Annotated in this window: 24 protein-coding genes; all 24 read right to left on the minus strand. The window is 47.0% G+C overall.

What is annotated here, in order from left to right; translation table 11 throughout:
• Window positions 1-10: 10 nt before the first annotated feature.
• The 24 genes from HP398_RS04650 to HP398_RS04765 all read right to left on the minus strand — a co-directional run bounded on the left by HP398_RS04650 (window position 11) and on the right by HP398_RS04765 (window position 23,109).
• Window positions 11-310, minus strand: coding sequence for a YlxQ family RNA-binding protein (locus HP398_RS04650; protein ID WP_007719232.1), 300 nt, complete (start codon window positions 308-310; stop codon window positions 11-13).
• Complete coding sequence (rnpM, locus tag HP398_RS04655; protein ID WP_017249292.1) at window positions 307-597, minus strand: RNase P modulator RnpM; 291 nt, start codon at window positions 595-597, stop codon at window positions 307-309. The genes HP398_RS04650 and rnpM overlap by 4 nt, the downstream gene beginning before the upstream one ends.
• A 2-nt stretch (window positions 598-599) precedes the next feature.
• Window positions 600-1,691: a transcription termination factor NusA gene (gene nusA, locus HP398_RS04660; RefSeq protein ID WP_017249293.1), complete on the minus strand. Its 1,092-nt coding sequence runs from the start codon at window positions 1,689-1,691 to the stop codon at window positions 600-602.
• Between the two features lie 54 nt (window positions 1,692-1,745).
• The gene (gene rimP / locus HP398_RS04665) at window positions 1,746-2,204 is read right to left on the minus strand and encodes a ribosome maturation factor RimP (protein ID WP_017249294.1); all 459 of its coding nucleotides are present in this window, start codon (window positions 2,202-2,204) and stop codon (window positions 1,746-1,748) included.
• A 167-nt stretch (window positions 2,205-2,371) separates the two neighbouring features.
• Window positions 2,372-6,676, minus strand: coding sequence for a PolC-type DNA polymerase III (locus tag HP398_RS04670; protein WP_173622002.1), 4,305 nt, complete (start codon window positions 6,674-6,676; stop codon window positions 2,372-2,374).
• A gap of 117 nt (window positions 6,677-6,793) precedes the next feature.
• Window positions 6,794-8,539, minus strand: coding sequence for a proline--tRNA ligase (locus HP398_RS04675; RefSeq protein ID WP_173622310.1), 1,746 nt, complete (start codon window positions 8,537-8,539; stop codon window positions 6,794-6,796).
• Window positions 8,540-8,582: 43 nt separating this feature from the next.
• Window positions 8,583-9,665, minus strand: a complete 1,083-nt coding sequence (gene ispG, locus HP398_RS04680) for a flavodoxin-dependent (E)-4-hydroxy-3-methylbut-2-enyl-diphosphate synthase (protein ID WP_007719240.1) — start codon at window positions 9,663-9,665, stop codon at window positions 8,583-8,585.
• A gap of 55 nt (window positions 9,666-9,720) precedes the next feature.
• Window positions 9,721-10,986, minus strand: coding sequence for an RIP metalloprotease RseP (gene rseP, locus HP398_RS04685; RefSeq protein WP_017249297.1), 1,266 nt, complete (start codon window positions 10,984-10,986; stop codon window positions 9,721-9,723).
• Window positions 10,987-11,030: 44 nt separating this feature from the next.
• On the minus strand, window positions 11,031-12,179 hold the full coding sequence (locus HP398_RS04690) for a 1-deoxy-D-xylulose-5-phosphate reductoisomerase (RefSeq protein WP_173622003.1): 1,149 nt from the start codon (window positions 12,177-12,179) through the stop codon (window positions 11,031-11,033).
• 40 nt (window positions 12,180-12,219) lie between these two features.
• Window positions 12,220-13,005: a phosphatidate cytidylyltransferase gene (locus tag HP398_RS04695; protein WP_016743343.1), complete on the minus strand. Its 786-nt coding sequence runs from the start codon at window positions 13,003-13,005 to the stop codon at window positions 12,220-12,222.
• Window positions 13,006-13,022: 17 nt separating this feature from the next.
• A complete protein-coding gene (locus HP398_RS04700; protein WP_017249299.1) occupies window positions 13,023-13,793 on the minus strand; it encodes an undecaprenyl pyrophosphate synthase in 771 nt (256 codons plus the stop codon).
• Window positions 13,794-13,859: 66 nt separating this feature from the next.
• On the minus strand, window positions 13,860-14,417 hold the full coding sequence (frr, locus tag HP398_RS04705) for a ribosome recycling factor (protein WP_017249300.1): 558 nt from the start codon (window positions 14,415-14,417) through the stop codon (window positions 13,860-13,862).
• A 2-nt stretch (window positions 14,418-14,419) separates the two neighbouring features.
• Window positions 14,420-15,142 (minus strand): UMP kinase, encoded by a 723-nt coding sequence (gene pyrH, locus HP398_RS04710; RefSeq protein WP_017249301.1) that lies wholly within the window; start codon window positions 15,140-15,142, stop codon window positions 14,420-14,422.
• 159 nt (window positions 15,143-15,301) lie between these two features.
• Window positions 15,302-16,189, minus strand: a complete 888-nt coding sequence (gene tsf / locus HP398_RS04715) for a translation elongation factor Ts (protein WP_017249302.1) — start codon at window positions 16,187-16,189, stop codon at window positions 15,302-15,304.
• Between the two features lie 137 nt (window positions 16,190-16,326).
• A complete protein-coding gene (rpsB, locus tag HP398_RS04720) occupies window positions 16,327-17,037 on the minus strand; it encodes a 30S ribosomal protein S2 (protein WP_015891726.1) in 711 nt (236 codons plus the stop codon).
• 246 nt (window positions 17,038-17,283) lie between these two features.
• Window positions 17,284-17,979, minus strand: a complete 696-nt coding sequence (locus HP398_RS04725) for a DNA polymerase III subunit gamma/tau (protein WP_173622004.1) — start codon at window positions 17,977-17,979, stop codon at window positions 17,284-17,286.
• Window positions 17,954-18,478 (minus strand): DUF6115 domain-containing protein, encoded by a 525-nt coding sequence (locus tag HP398_RS04730; protein WP_017249304.1) that lies wholly within the window; start codon window positions 18,476-18,478, stop codon window positions 17,954-17,956. Before HP398_RS04730 ends, HP398_RS04725 begins: the two co-directional genes overlap by 26 nt.
• Before the next feature lie 23 nt (window positions 18,479-18,501).
• A complete protein-coding gene (locus HP398_RS04735) occupies window positions 18,502-18,840 on the minus strand; it encodes a hypothetical protein (RefSeq protein ID WP_017249305.1) in 339 nt (112 codons plus the stop codon).
• Between the two features lie 46 nt (window positions 18,841-18,886).
• Entirely contained in the window at window positions 18,887-20,305 is a 1,419-nt protein-coding gene (locus HP398_RS04740) for a flagellar assembly protein A (protein WP_017249306.1), read from the minus strand.
• Window positions 20,306-20,336: 31 nt separating this feature from the next.
• On the minus strand, window positions 20,337-21,125 hold the full coding sequence (locus HP398_RS04745; protein ID WP_017249307.1) for a FliA/WhiG family RNA polymerase sigma factor: 789 nt from the start codon (window positions 21,123-21,125) through the stop codon (window positions 20,337-20,339).
• Window positions 21,126-21,141: 16 nt separating this feature from the next.
• A complete protein-coding gene (locus HP398_RS04750; protein WP_173622005.1) occupies window positions 21,142-21,525 on the minus strand; it encodes a hypothetical protein in 384 nt (127 codons plus the stop codon).
• A 3-nt stretch (window positions 21,526-21,528) separates the two neighbouring features.
• Complete coding sequence (locus HP398_RS04755) at window positions 21,529-22,014, minus strand: chemotaxis protein CheD (protein ID WP_007719270.1); 486 nt, start codon at window positions 22,012-22,014, stop codon at window positions 21,529-21,531.
• Window positions 22,001-22,627: a chemotaxis protein CheC gene (locus HP398_RS04760; RefSeq protein ID WP_017249309.1), complete on the minus strand. Its 627-nt coding sequence runs from the start codon at window positions 22,625-22,627 to the stop codon at window positions 22,001-22,003. Before HP398_RS04760 ends, HP398_RS04755 begins: the two co-directional genes overlap by 14 nt.
• Before the next feature lie 5 nt (window positions 22,628-22,632).
• On the minus strand, window positions 22,633-23,109 hold the full coding sequence (locus HP398_RS04765) for a chemotaxis protein CheW (RefSeq protein WP_017249310.1): 477 nt from the start codon (window positions 23,107-23,109) through the stop codon (window positions 22,633-22,635).
• Between the last annotated feature and the right edge of the window lie 4 nt (window positions 23,110-23,113).

The raw sequence follows: 23,113 nt of genomic DNA on the forward strand, positions 1-23,113 counted from the left end.
CCTTTCTAAGTTAGGTGAGCAGACGCTGAATGCTTTCGGCCAATTTCCCATCGGTTACCGCCACGGTAACGCGCCCATCTTTTCCGATTGCGTGTCCCAATGAATGTCGGTCGCCAGTGGTTACACATGAGACACCGTAATAGGAACATTTATCCTTTACTTTCTTAGCGGTATTGTCTGATGCATCTGATGCGAGCAAAACCAGGCGGGCCTGCCCATTACGAATAGCGGTAATGACTAGCTCCTCCCCGGTAACGATCTTTCTCGCACGCATCGCCAATCCGAGTAATTGTGCTGCTTTTGGGATCATTTTCCCATCATCTCCAGCCATTTCTCACGGAAAGCATCATACTTTTCTTGGGAGATGGACATGTTGAGGGCACGTTCCAGCACTTTTTTCCATTTTCCCGATGCGAACGCATCCGGCTTCAGACAGCTTTCCTGCCGACACACATAGGTACCGCGTCCCGCCGCCCTTCCAGTAAGATCAATGACGATCTCTTCTTCTGGCGTCCGGACGACGCGGACTAATTCCTTTTTCGGAAACATTCCTTGGCAAACAATGCACTTACGCAACGGGATCTTTTTTTGCTTCATGATTATTCGTTGTCCGTCCCTTCATCGCTCTCTACTTCTTTTGGATAAGCGATGCCTTCTTGGTCGGCTTGGGACTCGCTCTTGATATCGATCTTCCAGCCAGTCAGCTTTGCTGCCAGGCGTGCGTTTTGGCCGCGCTTACCAATCGCCAGAGACAATTGATAATCAGGAACGATCACACGTGTAACCTTCTCGGCTACGTTAACCTCAACATGCAGAACTTTTGCAGGGCTGAGTGCATTGGCTACATACTCGGCAGGATCTTCAGACCAACGAACAATGTCGATCTTTTCGCCTTTCAGCTCCGTAACGATCGTTTGGACGCGCATGCCCTTTGGACCGACACAAGCACCTACTGGATCAACATCTGCGTTGATGGAATGCACAGCGATCTTCGAGCGATCGCCCGCTTCACGCGCAACAGATTTGATTTCAACCACACCGTCATATATTTCTGGCACTTCTAATTCGAAGAGACGCTTCAAAAGCCCCGGGTGAGTACGAGAAACGACGATTTGCGGTCCTTTAGTGGTTTTCTCTACTTTGATGATGTATGCCTTCACACGATCTTGAGATTTAAAATCTTCGGATGGCATTTTTTCTGTGATCGGCATAACGGCTTCCGCCTTACCCAGATCAATGTAATAATTGCGAGCGTCCATACGCTGAACAACGCCTGTTACGATATCGTCTTCACGCTCAATAAACTCGCTGTAGATCAAACCGCGCTCCGCTTCGCGAATGCGCTGTGTAACCACTTGCTTCGCTGTCTGAGCAGCAATACGACCGAAATCACGAGGCGTTACCTCGATTTCGACGATGTCCTCCAGACGGAAGTTAGGATCGATTTCTTGTGCTGCTTCTTGAGAGATCTCTAGGCGCGTATCCAATACCTCTTCTACGACGTTCTTCCGCGCAAACACACGCACCATACCTGAATGACGATTTACATCCACCCGTACATTTTGGGCCGAGTTGAAGTTACGTTTGTATCCAGAGATAAGAGCCGCTTCGATGGCCTCAATCAGTACGTCTTTGGTGATGCCTTTCTCTCTCTCAATGGCTTCTAAAGCCTCGATAAAATCGCCGTTCATGACTTTCGTTGCCTCCTCCTTTACTTACCACGGGCTACCACAAGCTACTGACAATTAAAAAACAATCGCCAATCTGGCTGTGTCAATTTGCTCTTGGGAAATTACATACGTTTTCTTTGCCTCTTTCACTGTCAGCTTGCCATCTTCAAAGGATATCAGTTCGCCTTCGAACTGGCTTGATCCTTCTACTGGCTCTTTTGTTGTGATATGAACATGTCTGCCAACAGCTTTCGTGAAATCCTTATCCTTACGTAAAGGGCGCTCAGCACCCGGCGAAGATACTTCTAAAAAGTATGCCGTAGGGATGGGATCTACTTCGTCTAGTTTTTCGCTCAGCTTCTCGCTGACAAGGCGGCAGTCATCAATATCGATGTTGCCAGTTTCATTGTCGATAAACACGCGCAGAAACCAGTTGCTGCCTTCCTTTTTGTACTCGATGTCAACCAGCTCCAGGCCCACTTCTTCAACGATGGGCGTGACGAGTTCAGTGACGATGCCCGTTACCTTGCTCAAGCAAGTACCTCCTTCTCATTTGAACCATGAGGTGTAGCCAGAAAGAAAGAGTGGGTTTCCCCACTCTCGATCAGCCATGCGTATAAAACCAGTATTTCCAAAAAAATTATAGCATAACAGCCCTCCGCTGACAACCTTTGGATGACCGTCTGCCTTGACAGCAAGCCTTAGAACAAGGATAGCTGATTGGATTCCGGCAGTCCTTTCAACGCACCCTGTTCGTCCAAGAACTCCAAAATGGTCTTGGAGATACGGGAACGGGATAAGAGATCTTCCTTGGACAAAAACTCTCCTTGCTCTCTCGCCTGCACGATACTGATCGCTGCGTTCGTCCCTAAGCCAGGCAGGGCGTTGAATGGAGCGATCAGAGTGTCACCCTCGATCAGGAAGCGCGTTGCGTCCGATTTGTACAAATCAACGTTCGTAAAACGGAAGCCGCGTTCCACCATTTCCAGCGCCATCTCCAAGACAGTCAGCAATGCCTTTTCTTTTGGCTGTGCATCGTGTCCCTTACCCTCGATCTCTTCAATCTTTTGCTTGATCGCTGCTGAGCCTTTGACCATCAACGGAATATCAAAGTCATCTGCACGAACAGTGAAATACGTCGCGTAAAACTCCAATGGACGATGAACTTTGAAGTATGCGATCCGCACTGCCATCATGACGTAAGCAGTCGCGTGCGCCTTCGGGAACATGTACTTGATCCGCTGACACGATTGAATATACCATTCTGGCACATTGTTATTGCGCATTTCTTCTTGGTCGTCTTCAGGAACCCCTTTACCTTTACGTACAGACTCCATGATCTTAAAGGCACGAGAAGGCTCTAGTCCTTTATAGATCAAGTACACCATGATATCGTCACGACAACCAATTACGTCCGGCAGCTTACATGTACCGTTTCGAATCAAGTCCTGTGCATTATTCAGCCAAACGTCCGTACCGTGTGAAAGTCCAGAAATCTGAACGAGCTCGGCAAACGTAGTCGGTTTGGTGTCTTCTAACATCTGACGTACGAATTTGGTTCCAAACTCAGGAATGCCAAGTGTTCCCATGTTCGTACCAATTTGTTCTGGTGTAACTCCCAACGCTTCGGTGGTACTGAAGATGGACATGGTCTTTTTATCATCCAGTGGAATCGTCTTCGGGTCCATTCCCGTCAAGTCTTGCAACATACGAATAACAGTCGGATCATCGTGTCCCAGAATATCGAGTTTCAGCAAGTTATCGTGAATGGAGTGGAAGTCGAAATGGGTTGTGCGCCATTCTGATTCATTATCATCAGCCGGAAACTGAATCGGGCAAAAGTCTTCAATCTCCATGTAGTCAGGTACTACGATAATACCGCCCGGATGCTGTCCCGTCGTCCTTTTTACGCCTGTGCAGCCGTTGACGATCCTGGATATCTCCGCATTACGCAGCGTCATGCCACGCTCATCGGCATACTTTCGCACGTAGCCATACGCTGTTTTTTCCGCAACGGTACCAATCGTTCCGGCACGATAAACGTAATCCGCTCCGAACAGCTCTTGTGTGTATTTATGTGCACGCGGCTGATAGTCACCAGAGAAGTTCAAGTCAATATCCGGTACCTTGTCGCCTTTAAAACCAAGGAACGTTTCGAACGGAATGTCTTGCCCGTCTTTGGCATACATCGTGCCGCATTCTGTACATGCTTTATCCTCCAGGTCAAACCCAGAGGCGATGGAACCGTCTGTGATAAATTCACTGTGCTTACAATCTGGACAACGATAGTGAGGAGGCAATGGGTTTACCTCAGTAATCTCAGACATCGTGGCAACAAAAGACGAGCCTACAGACCCACGTGAACCTACCAGGTAACCATCATTCAACGATTTCGTTACCAAACGCTGCGAAATCAAATAAATCACACCGAAGCCGTGCTTGATGATACTGTTCAATTCTTTTTCCAAGCGATGCTCGACCAGTTCGGGCAATGGATCACCATACAACAACCTTGCTTTGTCATAACACATTTGACGCAGCTCATCATCCGCCCCTTCAATGATCGGCGTGTACAGCTTGTCTGGAATCGGACTAATATCCTCAATCATATCCGCAATGGCATTCGTATTGGTTACAACAATTTCTTTTGCAGTCTCTTCCCCCAAAAAGGAAAACGCCTCTAGCATCTCTTCCGTTGTATGGAAGTAAAGCGGCGGCTGGTTGCCTGCCGTTGGGTCCCCTTTTGACAATAAGAAAACATCGCGGAAGATTTCATCTTGCGGATTGAGAAAATGCACATCTCCTGTGGCTACGACCAGCTTGCCGAGCTCTTTTCCCATTTCCACAATCTTTTGATGATAGCCCTTCATCGTCTCCAATGATGGAATTTCTTCATTACGCAATAGTGGTGAGTAATGAGCAACCGGCTGTATTTCCAAAAAGTCGTAATAACTAGCAACTTCCTTCAGTTCTTCTGGTGACTTACCACGCAGAATCGACTGCATCAGCTCGCCATCCTTACATGCTGTCCCGATTAACAAGCCTTCACGGTATTTGGTCAGCTGGCTTCGCTGAATTCGTGGCCAACGGAAGAAGGTTTCCACATGGGAACGACTCACGAGCTTGTACAGGTTTTTGAGGCCTTCTTTATTTTGCACGAGAATCGTCGCATGGAATGGACGTCCACTCTTGTAATCCGCCTCTTCGTTGCTTTTTTCATTCAGTTCAGCAAGCGATTTGATTTCCGCTTCTTTTATGTCCTTCAGCATTTGCTGGAACACTTGAGCCAAGGCCACGGTATCGTCCAACGCACGGTGAGCATTAATGAGCTCGACGTTAAACTTTTTCGCTAATGATCCCAAACGATAATTGCGCATTCCTTTGTACATCAAACGCGCCAAAGGCAGGGTATCTAAAAATGGATTGGTCCATGGTTCCATGCCAATCCGTTTGGCGCAGGCGTTAATAAACGCTTTATCAAACTCTGCATTATGCGCAACGAGGATGGCGTCACCAGTAAAATCTTTGAACTTGCGGAGTACCACATCGAGTGTCTCTTGCCCGCGGAGCATTTCGTTGGTAATCCCCGTAATCTCGGTTGTTTTTGGCCCAATTTCTAATTGCGGGTCGATCAGTTCCGTCCATTGGTCGACAATTTCTGCGCCTTTCATTTTGACAGCAGCGATCTCGATGATTGTATGCTCTGAGGCGTTTAACCCCGTCGTCTCCGTATCAAACACGACGTATTCGGTATTTTCATCAATGGAGAGATTGTTGTCTGCTTGCATGTTGTAAACGATATCGATACCATCCTCGACTACGTAGGCTTCCATACCGAGAATGCATTTGATGTTGTTCTTTTTGGCGATGGAATACGCCTCTGGAAAAGCCTGCACGACACCATGGTCAGTGACAGCAATTGCTTTATGACCCCACTTTGCTGCCGTCGAGACCAGTGATTTTACGGATGCAACGGCATCCAGCGCACTCATCGGCGTATGGCAGTGGAGCTCGACACGTTTTTCTTCCGCGTGATCTTTGCGAATGACCTGCTCAATCTGGTTCAAATCATTGGCATTCATCACAAGATCGCGTACAAATGTGTCATGCTGTACACTTCCCCGTACTTTCACCCACATGCCGTCTTTCAGCAATTCAAGCATTTTCACGTCTTCTTTATCGCGAGAGAACATCTTCACCGTGAGAGAATCCGTATAATCCGAAACGTTGAACGTGAGCAAATGGCGTCCACTGCGAAGCTCTTTAACTTCTACGTTAAATACGGTTCCTTGGATGACGATACGGCGTTCCTCATCTTGAATCTCGCAAATCGGGATCGGCGCATCTTTGATTTCATAGCCCATCATGAGCGTAGTGACAGCCTCAGCTTTATCAGACGATTTGTTCTCTTGCTGAACAGCTGTCATCACAACTTCGACGAGAGCACGCTCTTCCTCTTTACGTTGCTCCTCAAAGGCCTTATACGCGTCATCGCTTTCTTCCCCATGGAAAGTAAAGCGCATCGAGCAATCGGTAGCTTTTTGGAAAGCAGCCAAAAGCTCATTATCCGCTCGTTTACGCTTGGCAACCTCAACGGACATCTCCGTTGGCAAGTACACCTTTACTTCCTGTTGGTCGACCTGCTTACGTGCTTGACGCATCGTACCTGCCAAGGAGTTCAGAGCTGGCTCCAGACCCGCCAGCAAGACATCCCAATACTCTTCGACTACATGATCGAGTGATGGCTTTTGGAGATAATGAAATCGGGTATCTACTTTGGCTAGATGCGAAAATGTATGCGTCAATCGCTTCGTAAAAGCTGCATAAACATCTGCAGGTATCATTCTCGGGAGGGCAAAGTGAAAAACCCATTCTTTGTTCTGCTTATACAGCTCTAACTTTTCAATCTGAGCATCAAGAAAAAATCGCTCCACCCATTCGTCAGGAACTTCCATTTGCTTGACCAATAGGGAGAAGCGATGCTTTTGCTCTTGTAAACGGTCCACGGTTTTCCCACCTTCCCTATAAGTGAGCGTTCAAACAAGAAAAAGAGGCACTCCCCCTTTAAGCTAGGGGAGTACCCCGTAAAAATTCGACAAAATCCTTCTTATTCCTGCATGCAACTAGTTACCGAACAAGGCAGCTCCTGTTTGGTCAACACGAGATAAGTGACCTTTCACTTCATCGACCAATTGATCCAGCTTCACATCATGTGTTTCACCGTTTTTGCGGATACGCACTTCAACTGTTCCTTCTTGTGCAGCTTTATCGGAAACCGTAATACGCAGAGGCAATCCAATCAAATCGGCATCTTTAAACTTCACACCAGCACGCTCAGGACGATCGTCAAACAAAACTTCTACGCCAGCCTTGCGCAATGCTTCTGTAATTTGTTCACTAGCTTGCCGTTGCTCTTCTACTTTAACATTGACCGGAATCACATGCACATGGAAAGGTGCAACAGATACTGGCCAAATGATTCCATTTTCATCATTGTTCTGCTCGATCACTGCCGCAATCGTACGAGATACACCGATTCCGTAGCAACCCATGATCATTGGTTGACTGCGACCATTCTCATCCAGGTAGGTAGCACCCATCGCTGTGGAGTATTTCGTACCCAGCTTGAATACGTGACCGACTTCTACACCACGTGCAAACTTGATAACACCACCTGTACGAGAGCACTCGTCGCCTTCTGTAATGTTGCGCAAGTCAGCGTACTGGGAAACCGTGAAATCACGGCCAGCAACTACGTGAGTCAGATGATAGTCTGTTTCATTGGCACCGACGACACCATCATAAACATCTTGAACAAAATTGTCCGCAATGATTTCCACTTTTTCAGGATCAATGCCAACAGGGCCAACAAATCCTGCAGGAGCTCCTGTTACCGAAACGATATCCGCTTCAGAAGCCAGCCCTACGATCGTCGCATCATACAAGTTTTTCAGCTTCACTTCATTGATCTCATGATCACCGCGCACCAGAACCATAACCAGCTTGTCGTCTATACGATAAATGAGGCTCTTGATGATTTGCTTTGCTTCGATTTGCAGTGCTTCTACCAATTGGTCGATCGTTTTGGTACCAGGCGTATGCAATTTTTCGCGAGCTGGCGCTTCTGTTGCTGGCTTCGCATATGGCTTGTACACGACTTCTGCTTTTTCCAAGTTGGCCGCATAATCGCCTTCTTCAGAATAAGCAATCGTGTCTTCCCCAATGTCGCAAAGCGCCATAAATTCGTAAGTGCCTTTTCCGCCGATTGCACCTGCATCCGCTTCTACTGCACGGAAGTTCAAGCCTACACGGGTAAAGATGTTCGTGTACGCATCATACATCGCCTGGAAGTTGCGATCCAGACCTTCTTGTGACGTATCAAAAGAGTAAGCATCCTTCATAATAAACTCGCGGCAACGAATCAAACCGAAGCGTGGACGCACTTCATCACGGAACTTGGTTTGAATTTGATAAAGGTTGATCGGGAGTTTTTTGTAAGAGTTAATCTCATCACGTACGAGACTCGTAATGACTTCTTCGTGGGTTGGACCCAAGGCAAAAGGACGATCATGACGGTCACGCAGGCGAACGAGCTCTGGACCGTATACATCCCAACGACCCGTTTGATGCCACAGCTCAGCTGGTTGCATCGCTGGCATCAACAGCTCTTGTCCCCCAGCATTGTTCATTTCTTCACGCACAATCGCTTGGATTTTGTGCAGGGAACGGAGCGCCAGGGGCAGGTACGTATAAATACCGGAAGCCAGTTGGCGGGCCATACCAGCACGGAGCAGCAGCTTGTGGCTGGCAATCTCCGCGTCGGATGGCACTTCCCGCAGGGTAGGGATCAACATTTGACTTTGCTTCAACACGTGCGTGTCCTCCTTATGCCTTATCAGCAATCAACGTGCATTACCCTACAGTTGTAGGTTTTTGCTCGTTTACAATTTCATTAATTTCTTTCATCAGCTCTTCAAACAACTCGGTTTCTTTTACTTTCCGAACAATTTCACCATTACGGAAAATCAAGCCCTCGCCATTTCCGCCGGCAACGCCTACATCAGCTTCACGAGCTTCACCAGGACCATTAACCGCGCAACCCATTACCGCTACTTTTAACGGTACTTTCAGCGTCGAAATGGCATCTTCGACTTTTGTTGCCAAGCCAATCAGGTCAATTGCGCATCGACCGCAAGATGGGCATGCAATAACCACTGGATCGTTGTTCACGATATCCAAGCTGCGAAGGATTTGTTTCGCTACTTTAATTTCTTCAACAGGATCAGCCGTCAGGGATACGCGGATGGTGTCACCGATTCCCATCGACAATACCGTTCCAATTCCAACTGAAGACTTAATGCTACCGGAAAACTGTGTACCTGCTTCTGTAACACCGACATGCAGTGGATAGTTGCGTTTCTGTGCCATCAACGAATATGTTTGGATCATTGTTGGAACATCGGAAGACTTCAAGGAAATGACGATGTTGTCGTAATTCAAGTCTTCCAGAATTTGCACGTGGTCTATCGCACTTTCTACGATCGCTTCCGGAGAAGGGTAACCGTATTTCTCTAAAAGTCTTCTCTCCACTGAACCGGAGTTGACCCCGATACGGATCGGAACATTGCGCTCGCGGCACGCTTCCACTACGCGTTGCGTTTTTTCTTTCGAACCGATGTTTCCTGGGTTGATCCGAATTTTATCAATCCCGCTCTCCAGTGCAATCAACGCGAGCTTGTGGTCGAAATGAATGTCGGCAACAAGCGGCAATGGGGAGCGTTCTTTAATTTTTTTGATGGCACGGGCTGCATCTTCATTGATGACGGCCAAGCGAACAATTTGGCAACCGACATCGTGCAGTCTCTGAATCTCAGCCAGAGTTTTTTCTACATCACGCGTGTCTGCTGTCGTCATCGACTGGATGACTACGCTTTTTTGGCCCCCGATTTGCACTCCACCTACAAAAACCGGTTTCGTCTCCTCGCGCTTGAACATTTTGCACCATCCTTTTAGGTATGTCTGTTTTTCTTTCTATCGTGTTAGTACGTGATTAGGAGAACAATCGTTGCAGATCATTCCAAGTCACTACCAAAATCAGCAACATCAAAAAGGCAAAGCCCAGGAAATGAACCATTCCTTCTTTATGCGGGTCAACAGGTCGACCACGCAACGCCTCTACTCCCAAGAATGCGAGACGTCCGCCATCTAAGGCAGGCAGTGGCAACAGATTGAACAATCCAAGGTTAATGCTCAATACAGCAGCCCATTTCAATAGAATCGCCATACCTTGTTGAGCAACCTCTCCTGTCATCTTGAAAATACCGACTGGACCACTCAAGTCCTTCAGCCCATATTCACCCGTCACGAGCATTCCCAAGCTTTTCAGGATCATCATCGTAAACTCGTAAGTGGAAGTTGCACCGTATTTGAGAACTTCTCCTGGGGCAAACGTGAGTGCATTGGTTACCATGATTTTGCCCACGTTATTTTCGTCTTTCCCTACTTTAACTGGCACAGTCATACGCTGGCCATTGCGCTCGTAATCAAATGTTAATTGTTGGTCCGGCGCTTTGCTAATCTTCTCTACAACGTCTTTCCACGAGGATACAGGCTGACCTTGAATCGCGATCACCTTATCACCTGGCAATAATCCAGCTTGAGCAGCAGGTCCTCCCGGAATCACATTCCCCAGATGGCTGCCATTCGGTACGCCGTACAAGAAGCCGATCACGATAAACAAAACAAACGCCAGCAAAAAGTTGGCTGCAGGTCCTGCAAAAATCGCCCAAAAACGTTGGGAAACTGTCTTGCCTTTGAACTGTCTGTTCAGAGGAGCAATCTGTACTTCTTGTCCATCCTTGACCAGCTGAGCCTGTGGATGAACAGCAAATGTCTTCTGCTCTCCATCTAGTTCAAGCACGATATTTAAATTTTGCTCCAGATCAAAATGTACCACCGTACCGGTAATCGCACGAGGTGAACCAGTACTTGGCCCATCGAGCAAAATATGTGTGACCTTTCCTAACGCATCCCGCTCCACGCTTACTTCCATGTGCGGTTTCAACATATCCATTTCCGGGTCTTCCCCCGCCATGCGAACGAGACCACCAATGGGTAACAGGCGTAAGGTGTATTCCGTTTCTCCCCGCTTCACGCGAAAAATTTTTGGCCCCATTCCCAGTGCAAATTCACGACATAAGATTCCTGCCTTCTTGGCCAGAAGGAAGTGTCCTAGTTCGTGCACAAAGACAAGTACCCCAAATACAACTACAATCGCGAGAATTGATTCAACGGAATCCAGGTTGGGCAAAGGCAAGTGAACAGCCACCTTTCTGTCAAGTATCTAACACTCATATTTCCTTAGATGGAGACGAGCGCATAAGAGCGTGCCCACTCATCAGCTGCAAAAATATCTGTAAGCTCTGGACTCGCTACACCCGGGTGAGCTTCGCACGTTTTTCGGACGACCTTTTCGATGTCCAAAAAACTGATCGCTCCCTTCAAGAACCTATCAACTGCGACCTCATTAGCTGCATTTAGTACTGCAGTATGCGTACCACCTGCCATGCCGCACTCGTACGCTAATTTTAACAGAGGATAACGCTCATAATCCATGGCTGCAAAATGAAGCGTGGCGATCTTGACTAAATCAAGTGGTTCCGTAGGCAGTTCTTTTCTAATGGGATAGCTCATGGCGTACTGAATCGGAACCTTCATATCCGGCGTACCGAGTTGGGCCATGACCGCTCTGTCTTTGTATTCTACCATAGAGTGTATGATACTTTCATAATGCAATACGCATTCGATTTGCTCATAAGATAAATCGAACAGCCAATGAGCCTCGATCACTTCAAATCCTTTGTTCATCATGGTAGCAGAATCGATGGTAATTTTTGCACCCATGCTCCAATTCGGATGAGCCAATGCCTGCTCTACTGTCACTTGCTGTAGATCCTCGCGAGAGAGGTGACGGAAAGAACCTCCTGAAGCGGTCAAAATGACCCGCGCCACATCTTCCTTGCGCTCCCCTTGCAGACATTGGTAGACAGCTGAATGCTCGCTGTCTACTGGAATAATCGATACGCCTTTTTCTTTCGCTCGTTTCATGACGACAGGGCCAGCGCTCACCAGTGTCTCTTTGTTGGCCAGTCCAATTGTTTTTCCCGCCTCAATCGCAGCGAGTGTAGGTGCGACCCCTACACTGCCGACAACAGCGGTCATAACGAAATTGGCAGCTTCATGACGGGCAACCAGTTCCAATCCTTCCGCCCCGTAAACGATTTCTGGTTGAGACTTACCCGCCAATCTATCTCGCAGTTCAACGGCAGCCTCCTCATTTCCCACAGAAACGAGCTCGGGCTTGAATTTTTCCACCTGGCGTGTCAATAGATCGACGTTTGTTCCAGCAGCCATAGCCACCACCGAAAAATCCTCAGGATGCTGGTCTACGACTTCAAGCGTACTCGTTCCAATTGACCCCGTTGAACCTAAGAGCGCTATTTTTTTCACGGATTTCACCCTCTATATCTCTTTCTATATGCAAAAGGTTTTAGACAATACCTAATAGATGTAGAACCGGAAAGACGAGCAAAAAACTATCAAAGCGATCCAAAACGCCCCCGTGACCCGGAATGAGCTGTCCTGAATCTTTTACATGGAAATGTCTCTTGAAAGCCGACTCAACCAAATCACCCAATTGCCCGACGATCCCCGCAACAAGTGCGATAGTCAAAGCCTGATCAATCGCAAAATGTCCAAAGCTTGCATTGATGGAAAGGACAATCAAGACAGAAGCGACGAGACCTCCTAAGGCCCCTTCCACCGTCTTGTTTGGACTTATTTCTGGCCACAGTTTACGCTTACCTATTGCTTTTCCCACAAAATAGGCGCCCGAATCAGTCGACCAGATTCCCATAATGACCATGACCGTCAGCATGAATCCTTCAGGTAGGTTTCGGGTAGCGGCCATATAAGTAAAACCGTAGCCTATGTATAACGCCCCCACCAACGTAAGGGCGACGTGTTCAATGTGAAACTGATTTTTCCGTAAAACGGAGTAAATCAACAAGAGCAGGATGACGGGCAGCATCAGATCCGGCATGCTGATACTGAGCCAATCCGAAAATAATAGAGACGGCCACAAAATGCTTAACATCAATACATATCCGAGCAATCCTGCCAAATAAAATGACTGAATGCCAGCCATTCTCATAAATTCAAAATAGCCAATGACAGCCAGTAAAAACACCAATAGTGAGTACCAAACTCCACCAGCATACATCAATAATAGAAAAGCAGCCCCACCAATCAGGCCTGTTATTATACGTTGCTTCAACTGATTCCACCTCTCGGTTATACCGCCCCGTAGCGACGAGCTCGGCCTTGGTATTCCACGATTGCTTGATAAAAATGTTCACGGGTAAAATCAGGCCATAGCACGTCCGTAAACCATAATTCTGTATATGCCAATTGCCACAGCATAAAGTTACTCAAGCGAATCTCTCCACTTGTGCGAATCAAGAGGTCTGGATCGGGAATTTCGCTTGTATACAGGTAGCTCGATATCAATTCCTCAGTCAGTTGCTCTGGTTGAAGCTCACCTGCTTTTACTTGTGCCGCCATCTCTGAAAAAGCTTTCGCAAGTTCATCTCGCCCGCCGTAATTCAGAGCAAAATTCAATTGCAGACCGCTATTGTCCTTCGTTTTCTCTTCTGCTTCCAGCAGTGCTTTCAGCGTATGAGAAGGCAGCTCGTTTTTACTGCCCAGCATGCGAATGCGAACACCACGTTCTATTAATTCATCCAATTCTGTCGACAAAAATTCCTGCGGAAGTTTCATGAGAAAATCCACTTCATCGCGTGGGCGCTTCCAATTTTCGGTAGAGAATGCGTACATCGTCATATAACGCACACCGATCTCGTCTGCAGCCTTGACGACTTCCTTTACTGCTTTCATTCCTGCACGGTGCCCGGCAACCCGGGGTAAACTGCGCTTGTTGGCCCAACGACCGTTGCCATCCATAATAATCGCCACATGTTCCGGGATCTTACCGGAACGATCCAACTCGGCTGGCTCCGTTTGCTTTTCTTTGCGGCCCCATTTGCGCGCCAGATGTTCTAACATAAAGTGTTCCCCCGTAATGAGAGATATAGACGTACATCCCCCTCAATCGAGGGGGATTACCATTACCTATACTTCCAAAATGTCTTTCTCTTTGTCCTTAACGATCTTGTCAACTTCGGCGATGAATTTATCCGTCGCTTTTTGTATGGTTTCTTGATGACGACGGGAATCGTCCTCAGAAATGGTAGCAGCTTTTTCCAGCTTTTTGATTTCATCGTTTGCATCACGACGGATGTTACGAATAGCTACCTTTGCTTCTTCTCCACCTTTTCCTGCCAGCTTCACGAGCTCTTTACGACGCTCTTCTGTGAGTGGAGGAATCATCAGACGGATAATCACACCATCGTTGGATGGGGATATTCCCAAATCCGATTGTTGCAGCGCACGGTCAATTTCTTTGAGCGCGGTTTTATCCCAAGGCTGGATAGTCAGCATACGTGGTTCTGGAACGCTGATGTTTGCCAATTGGCTAATCGGCGTTGGAGTGCCGTAGTAGTCTACTGTAACACGCTCCAGCATCGCTGGGTTCGCACGACCTGCACGCAGGCTAGACAGATCTCTTTTCAAAGCATTGATCGCTTTATTCATGCGATCTTCCATGTCTTTTAGCACAGTTTGTGGCATAATTATTCCCCTTTCACTAGAGTACCGATTTTGTCGCCCATTACTGCCCGACGAATATTGCCTTCTTCAGAAATGTTAAAGACGATCAACGGAATACTGTTATCCATGCACAGGCTGGACGCTGTTGAATCCATGACACCTAAACCTTTATTCAGCACTTCCAGGAATGTCAACTGGTCGTACTTCTTAGCGTTCGGGTCAAGGCTTGGATCTGCAGTGTACACACCGTCTACCTTGTTTTTCGCCATCAGGATTACTTCAGCTTCAATTTCAGCTGCACGCAGAGCAGCAGTCGTATCCGTTGAAAAGTAAGGGTTACCAGTACCGGCAGCGAAGATGACCACACGCATTTTTTCCAAATGACGAATGGCACGACGGCGTATGTATGGTTCTGCTACCTGTCTCATCTCAATCGAGGTTTGAACACGAGTCGGGACGTTCACTTTTTCTAACCCATCCTGCAAGGCGAGTGAGTTCATAATTGTGGCCAGCATCCCCATGTAATCGGCTGTTGCCCGATCCATTCCTTTAGAGCTGCCGGAAAGTCCGCGCCAGATGTTACCTCCTCCGACGACTACTGCGACTTGTACACCCAATTCTACGATTTCCTTGATCTGGTTAGCGACGGAGAAAATTACCTTTGGGTCAATCCCATACCCTAAGTCCCCCGCCAAAGCTTCCCCACTCAACTTTAACACAACCCGTTTATAGGCAGGAAGTGGCATGTGAAACGGCCTCCATTCATGAATCATTCTCTGTGCCCAGTCTGCATTCCTTCTAATTGGGAACAGGTACACACTGCTATTTACATGCAGAAAGTTTCACACAAAGTGAAACTCTCGCTTTGAAAATAGGGAACACGAAGGTGTTCCCTATAACCTTTATTATTGCTTATTAACTTGAGCCATTACTTCAGCTGCGAAGTCTTCTTGTTTCTTCTCGATACCTTCGCCTACTTGGAAGCGAGCGAATCCTTTCAAGGTAGCGCCTGCTTCTTTCAACAGAACAGCTACTTTCTTGTCAGTATCTTTTACGAATGGTTGCTCAACCAGTACGTATTCTTCGAAGAATTTGGAGAGGCGGCCTTCAACCATTTTCTCAACGATGTTAGCAGGTTTGCCTTCAGCCAGTGCTTGGTTTTTCAGAACTTCACGCTCACGCTCGATCTCATCAGCGGAAACTTCTTCACGGTTAGCAAAACGTGGGTTGGACGCTGCTGCGTGCATGCCCAGGTCGCGAGCCAGTGTCTCGTCTTGTGTACCTTCCAAAGTAACCAGAACGCCGATACGGCCACCCATGTGGAGGTAAGCACCGAATGCGCCGTTGTCTGTTTTCTCGGAGAGTGCAAAACGACGGAAGGAGATGTTCTCTCCGATAGTCGCGATTTTCTCGTTGATTACATGACCCAAAGTCTCGCCAGCACCTTTGAAAGGTTGCTCCAGCGCTTCTTCAACAGATGCAGGGCGTTGGGATACAACGTGCTCAGCGATGTCTTTAACGAGTGCTTGGAACTCAGGGTTTTTACCTACGAAGTCAGTTTCGCAGTTCACTTCAACAACTGCTGCTACGTTTCCAGCTACCGCTGTTGCAGTCAAACCTTCTGCTGCGATACGACCAGATTTTTTTGCTGCTTTCGCTACACCGCGCTCACGGAGCAAGTCAATCGCTTTTTCCATGTCGCCTGCTGTTTCTTCCAGCGCGCGTTTGCAATCCATCATACCTGCGCCTGTACGCTCGCGCAGTTCTTTAACAGCTTGTGCACTAATTGCCATTGAGTGAAACCTCCTCGAAAAGTTACGATCTTATTATAATCGAAAAGCAAGTCACCTGTTAACCTTGGCGACGCTATTCAGCAAAAAAGGATGGACGGGGGTTCTGACACCCTCAGTCCACCCTTTAACACACATGCTTACGCAGTTGTTGTTGCTTGTTGCTCTGTACCTTGGTTTCCTTCCAGGAGAGCGTCTGCCATTTTAGCAGTGAGCAATTTCACAGCGCGAATTGCGTCATCGTTACCTGGGATCACATAATCGATTTCATCTGGATCGCAGTTAGTATCTACGATCGCAACGATTGGGATACCCAATTTACGAGCTTCTGCTACAGCGATGCGCTCTTTACGAGGATCGATGACAAACAGAGCGTCAGGCAGTTTATCCATGTGAGCGATACCGCCCAAGAATTTTTCCAGACGATCCATTTCTTTGCGCAGAACGATAACTTCTTTCTTAGGCAATACTGCGAAAGTACCATCGTTTTCCATACGCTTCAGCTCAGCCAAGCGAGCAGTACGTTTTTTGATGGTAGTGAAGTTTGTCAGAGTACCACCCAACCAACGTTGGTTGATGAAGTAGTGACCTGTACGTTCTGCTTCTTCTTTAACGGATTCTTGTGCTTGTTTCTTCGTACCAACGAAGAGAATTTTTCCACCGTCTTGAGCGAGTTCACGTACGAAGTTGTACGCTTCCTCTACTTTTTTAACGGTTTTTTGCAGGTCGATAATGTAGATTCCGTTACGTTCGGTGAAGATATAGCGAGCCATTTTCGGGTTCCAACGACGAGTTTGGTGACCGAAGTGTACACCAGCCTCGAGCAATTGTTTCATCGAAATTACTGCCATATTTCACACCTCCTTCAAAAATGGTTTTTGTGATGCCTACCTCCGCCACACCGCATGTTCCAAGCAATTCTGCCTTAGGCAGCACCGTTGCCGGAATTGGTGGACGTGCGATTTCAACACCGTAAATGAATATATCATATGGGAGTTTCAATTGCAACAAACGAATTCCATTTATTTCGTAAAAAAAGTTTTGACCCTTCTTGGCAGAGGACAAATGGACACATTTGGTTACATTGAAAAAACCGCCTATTTTTTAGGCGGTGTTGTGATCAACTTGACGATGTCTGCTTCCTGAGCGGCGGTCGACACTTCATAGGTACCTACACGAATACGATTTAGCTTGTCGCTCGCACGTAGCTGTGCCACAAATTGATTGTCGGCAGGAAGGATTCCTTCCTTTACTAGAATCTGCGCTACATCCTCTGCAGTTGCTTTGTAAGGGACAGTGAAAGATACCTTCTTATCTGCTACTGGTGCTTCTACTGTCGGAGCTTTAGGTGCCAACGTATTGGGTGACGTTGGTGTCTGCGTATTCGGTACGGTTGGAGTAGACTGGCCGTCCTTACTCTCTGGATTCGTTGGCGGAATGACCTTTTGTTCCGATGAAGCTGCAGGTGTCGTAGGCTGTACTGTTGGCGGCTGCGGCTGCTTAGTCACAGGCGCCACGGTTTGACCTACCTTTGGCGTAACTGGCGCCTTAGGCACTCCAGGAGCTGGCTGTACGTTCACTTTCTTTTCTTCCTGCCACTGTTTGTATTCTTCTGCTGTAAGTACGACCATTTCCAGCTCTTGTGCAGCTACTTTCATTTGATCGACAGTCAGGGCTGGTGCTTGCGCAGTTTGCTTAGGCGCTAACAGTCCAATAATGGAGGTAGCCACAATCAGTCCTGCTCCAAATCCAAATAATAGCTCTTGTTTACGCATCGGCAAGACCTCTCTCATGCCTGTCAGCCAAGGAAAAGACCAAATCGATTTCCCCTCTGCCGGCACCGAGTCGTTTTGCGATCTCATCCCGAGACAAACCTTCTTTACTCAGCTCAAAGGCACGGCGATAACGTTCTCGCAGTGCCAGCATATCCACCTCTTGAACTTGAGGTGCTGGTTCTATCCTATCCGTATCATTTGGAGCCTCTTGCTTGTGACTCTCACTCTTTTGCCATTCTTCTTCTATATTGTCTAATCGCTTGCGCAAACTAGCGATATCCTCGAGAAGATCCGCTCTCATTTCCTGCCATTCTGCAGAAAGAAGATGGGTTTCTTGCTTTACCTGTTTTTGAAGACGCTGCACGCTTTTTTCGAGCTCGTCCTTGTCCGTCGTGCGTTGTGTCGGTATTGAGGAAAAGGAGTCAACAGGCTGCTTCTTTTTAATGACAAAAGCAAGAAGCATACTGATCATTCCTGCTCCAATCAGGATGGGATACACTACGTCCATGTTGTCCACCTTTATTTCTGGCTTGACTTCGTTTATAAAGAAATATCTATAATACGTCCACGCAATGGATCTCTCATGAGATCAGCATTCGTAGATACACCTTCGCTCGATTCGGACAATTGACTTCCAGCGGATTCTTTTTTGTCCTGATGTTCTTGCTGTCCTTGCTTTTTTTCTCGTTCGCGTATCTGGTTCTTTTGTGATTGCTCAAGATCGCTCGGGCGCTGGCGCATATGTTCATCCAGGTCTCTTCGCTGATCAATCATTGATTGTTGTTCATGCATGGTTCGTTGTTGCTGATGCTCCTGAATTCGGCTGACTTCTAGCGTACGTGGTATTGCCACCTGCAATTCAACCGCTTTCAAACTCATATGGCCCCAACTCCCTTTGTCACACTAAGTATGTAAGCATCCTGGATTAGATGAGAGTTGCTGTGCTAATTTCACCGTCCAGCACAATAAATCGCGTTCTCGCATACTCGTGCTTGATAAAGTGCACCAGCTTTCCAAACGTCATTTTGATTCCTGGATACATCACATGATATGCCTCAATAGCTGCTGGTCCTTCCCCTTTCAGCTCGAGTTCAATATCATTTCTGCGTGCTTCCAATTCCTTGCTTTCTTTTTCCAGAACCAAACGAGTATTGGTTAGCTTGATTTGCATGAGACGTTTGTCTGCTGGAAGTTCTTTGCTAACTTGAAGGATCTGATTAATAACGCCTAGGCCTTGATCTGTTTTGCGTAAATTTTCATACACATTTTGTAGTTCTTTTTGAATGTTCGCCAATTCTTGTCTTAATTCTGGTTTTACTCCTACTTCGAGTATCGTAGGAGTGGCGCTGCTGTTCCCAAATACTCGTGCCACAATCTTTTCCCCAGCTTGAAGCACGCCACCAATAATGAAGCCTTTTGCTCCTTTGCAGATGATTTGCTTTCCGGCTCGTATGGTTGAGAACATGATGCTTTGTGAAACAATCACTTGATTGCCAGCCGTTACATTGGCGTTTTGGATAAAGGATGTCCGAACATCTTTCCCCGCAACAATGCAGCCTTTGTCCTGAGCAACAATCCCGCTTTTGATTTCAATAGAGCCCTCCGCGTACAACTCGGCCCCTTCTACACTTCCAAGTACACGGATATCTCCGGATGACTTTACGCGAAAGCCATTCAATACGTTCCCGCGAATGACCACCGTTCCCACAAAATCAATATTGCCAACACCAAAATCGACATCCCCGTTTACTTCAAATACGGGAAACACGTTCATTTTTGCCTGTTCCGTGAAGGAGACTTGTCCGTCAATAGCGGCGTATAGCATCGTCCGCTCTTGATTGAGCACAACATTTTTCCCAGGCTTTATGTTTATTTCCTTGCCGGCTTTGGGAGCGATGGGCTCTCCGGTAACTGCTGTGCCTGGTTGTCCCTGGCTTGCTGATATTTTACGTGCCAAGAGTTGTCCTTTTGCCACATTAGGGATTGTCGTCACATTATAAAAATCAACTCGACCATCCTCTAGCTCTTTTGGACCTTCCCCTTCATTAATAGATGCCAAATAGGGGTACTCGATAGTCGCATCGGTTCCGGCCACAGGTGCAATCCCCTGAGCAACCTTTACTCTCGCATTTGCATACTTCGCGGGTAAGGTACACAAGTTCTGGACTACATCATCGAGAATTCCATACTTCACATTGCTTGTTTGTAATGCTTTGTAAACATCTGTTTCCAAGACGACAATTTCGTCGATATCTTGTTCGTCCGCTCGTAGAAGTACCTCAGCCTCCAATTTATCAGCTGAAATTTTTACTTCTATTTTATAATTCCCGATTCCTTCCATCATTCTACCCCTCTCAAGCTTGGGTAATGTCCCCTTACATTAATTGCGATTTCCATCTGGACAACGCAGAACGAAGTCGGAAAAGAGCTTTGGAGTGCAACTGGGATATTCTTGAAGGTGACAAGCTCATGATTTCCGCAATTTCTGATAAGGTCATTTCTTCAAAATAAAACAAGGAGACAACCAATCGTTCCTTTTCAGGCAATTTGTCGATGACCGTTACTAGAACCTCTTTTAAGCTGGATACTTCCGCCACATTATCAGGGCGAGGTGTGAGCTCGTCAATGATATACGAATGTCTTGCTGTTTTTTGTTCGTCTTCATCCCCTACTGCCTCATCGATAGAAACCATGCTGGCAAGAGAGGTTTCCAAGAAAACCTGTTGAAGCTCCTTTTTGCTTATTCCCAGATAATTAGACACTTCTTGATCGGTTGGCATTCGCAGCATTTGCTGTTCCAAGGTGGTGTATGCTTCTTCGATTTTTTTGGCCTTGTCTCGAACAGTACGAGGGATCCAGTCGTTCTCGCGTAGTCCATCGATCATTGCACCACGAATCCTCCACATGGCGTACGTCTCAAATTGGAGACCCCGGGTATGATCGAATTTAGCCAAAGCGTCCAATAGTCCAAAGCGCCCATAACTAATCAAGTCATCCTTGTCCACATTTGCTGGCAAATTAATCGCCAACCGATTTGCCACCTTATCTACCAGTGGCAAAAACCGCGTGACCAAGTCAACCTCCGCCTCGCGACTTCCCTCTTGTTTCCACATGACCCATTTATCGAACTCTTTTGCTTTTTCTTGACTGGTTAGCCGTGCCACGAATAGTCACCAACCTTTACTCATCTGATAAGCGCCTAACGACCTCTGCAACGGTGGCTGGATCCTCAGTAGGATGAACCCTTTCCATCTTGTTGATTGAGAGTGGTGCAAATGTTTGATCTTCCTGTTCTAATAGTTGTCCAATTTCCAGTACGACCCCACCTTCCGCTAGAGGAGAGTCTGTCCCCTCTAGCGTGTCCGTAACCATTGGTGGAGTAGATGACTGTATGAACGTTGCGAGCAGCCAACGAATTGGAAATGCAGCGAGGAAGAATAGGACAAATGCGATACCTGCTCTCTCCAGTGATACGAGCCAGACATTACTCGCCACAGCCGTACCCAGCGTCACAAGAAATGCGAGCATTCCTAATCCAAAATTAATCCAAATGGTTCCTAACATTTGTTATACTTCCTTCACACCTTGATTTACGGTCCTGATTTGAAGAATGCCGTTTGTGGCATCTAACTCTATTGTCCGACCGCAGTTTCCCCCTGTATCTTCTGCCACGATCTTTATATGAGCATCCTTCAATGCAAGTTTGCACGCCTCTACATTCCGAGGCCCAATCCGCATGGTGTCATTATTCCCTAAAAATGCGAACATTTGTGCACCGCCAGCCAATTTTGCAACTGTGTGTCTGGTCTCAGCACCAGCCTTCACCATCAACTGAATCAGATGGGGGATTGCTGTATCCGCATACTTGCCTATTGTTAGCTCCCCGCTTTTAGCCAAAGACGATTCAGGGAGCATAACATGTGCCATACCTGCAATTTTATGGATATGATCGTAGAGCACTACCCCTACGCAAGAACCTAAACCGGTAGTACGCAGCTTACTCGGCGGCTTTGCCACACCAAGATCAGCCATCCCTATCTTAATAATCTCCATCGAACGGAACCCCTAATGAACGAAATAGTGTTGGGAGCGATTCAGGATCAGGAATTAAGAAAAAGTTCCCTTTTACTTGTTCATTGCCTTCGAAAAAAGCGGTGTCAATCGTGAGGGCAAAGTCACCCGCTTGACCCAACGCTATTAATCCATAACTTAGAATAGCTCCAGCCATATCCACAGCGAGTGCAGGTACAGACGGTTGTAAATTTAATTGTGTAAAATCAGCTAACGATGATAGATAAGAGCCTGTTAAGATGTTGCCAATCTCATGCAGCGCTGAAATCTCCAGCTCTTCCCACTCGTACACATCTTTATTAATTCCTGTAATTTGTTCGAGTAGGTGCTTGGCAGAATCCAAATCAAGGATGAAAAACATGTTCCCTGGACAATCGCCTTCAACGCGGAGGAAGACGGTCACTACTACAGTTTCCGCTCCTCCTACACAATCTGCGACTTCGTCGAAAGGGATAATCTTGACTTGTGGAACTTTCATATCGATTTCTTTTTGTATGAGCTTGGAGAGAGCCGTGGCAGCGTGACCAGCACCGATGTTCCCGATTTCCCGTAAAACGTCAAATTGGAAATCTCCAAACTTCGTAAAATCGCCCATTTTACTTACCCCTCAATTGCGTCCAACTGCTTGATTTCCTCAGTGCTCAATACTTTATCGAGATTTAAGAGGATTAACAGTCGTTTATCCAGCTTAGCGACACCTCGCAAATAAGCGGCTTCCACTCCTCCAACAACCTCTGGAGGCGGTTCAATCGCATCAACTGGTATATCGATAACATCGTTAGCAGCATCTACAATGAGACCCACTTCCAATTCACCTACGGCCACGATAATGATTCGAGTTGCTTCGGAATAGACGCTTTCTTCGAGACTAAAGCGATTGCGTAGGTCAATAATCGGTGTCACAACGCCACGCAGATTAATAACCCCTTTGACGAAACTAGGCGTTCGCGGAACTCTTGTGATATGCTCCAGCTTTTCAATGGATCTGACCTGATGAACCTCTACGCCATACTCTTCGTCCTTCAATCGAAAGACAATCACTTTGACTTCGCTAATGACTTCTTTTTGATCGAGCATGCGG

Source organism: Brevibacillus sp. HB1.4B (assembly GCF_013284285.1).
In the GTDB taxonomy this organism is placed as follows: Bacteria; Bacillota; Bacilli; order Brevibacillales; family Brevibacillaceae; genus Brevibacillus; species Brevibacillus porteri.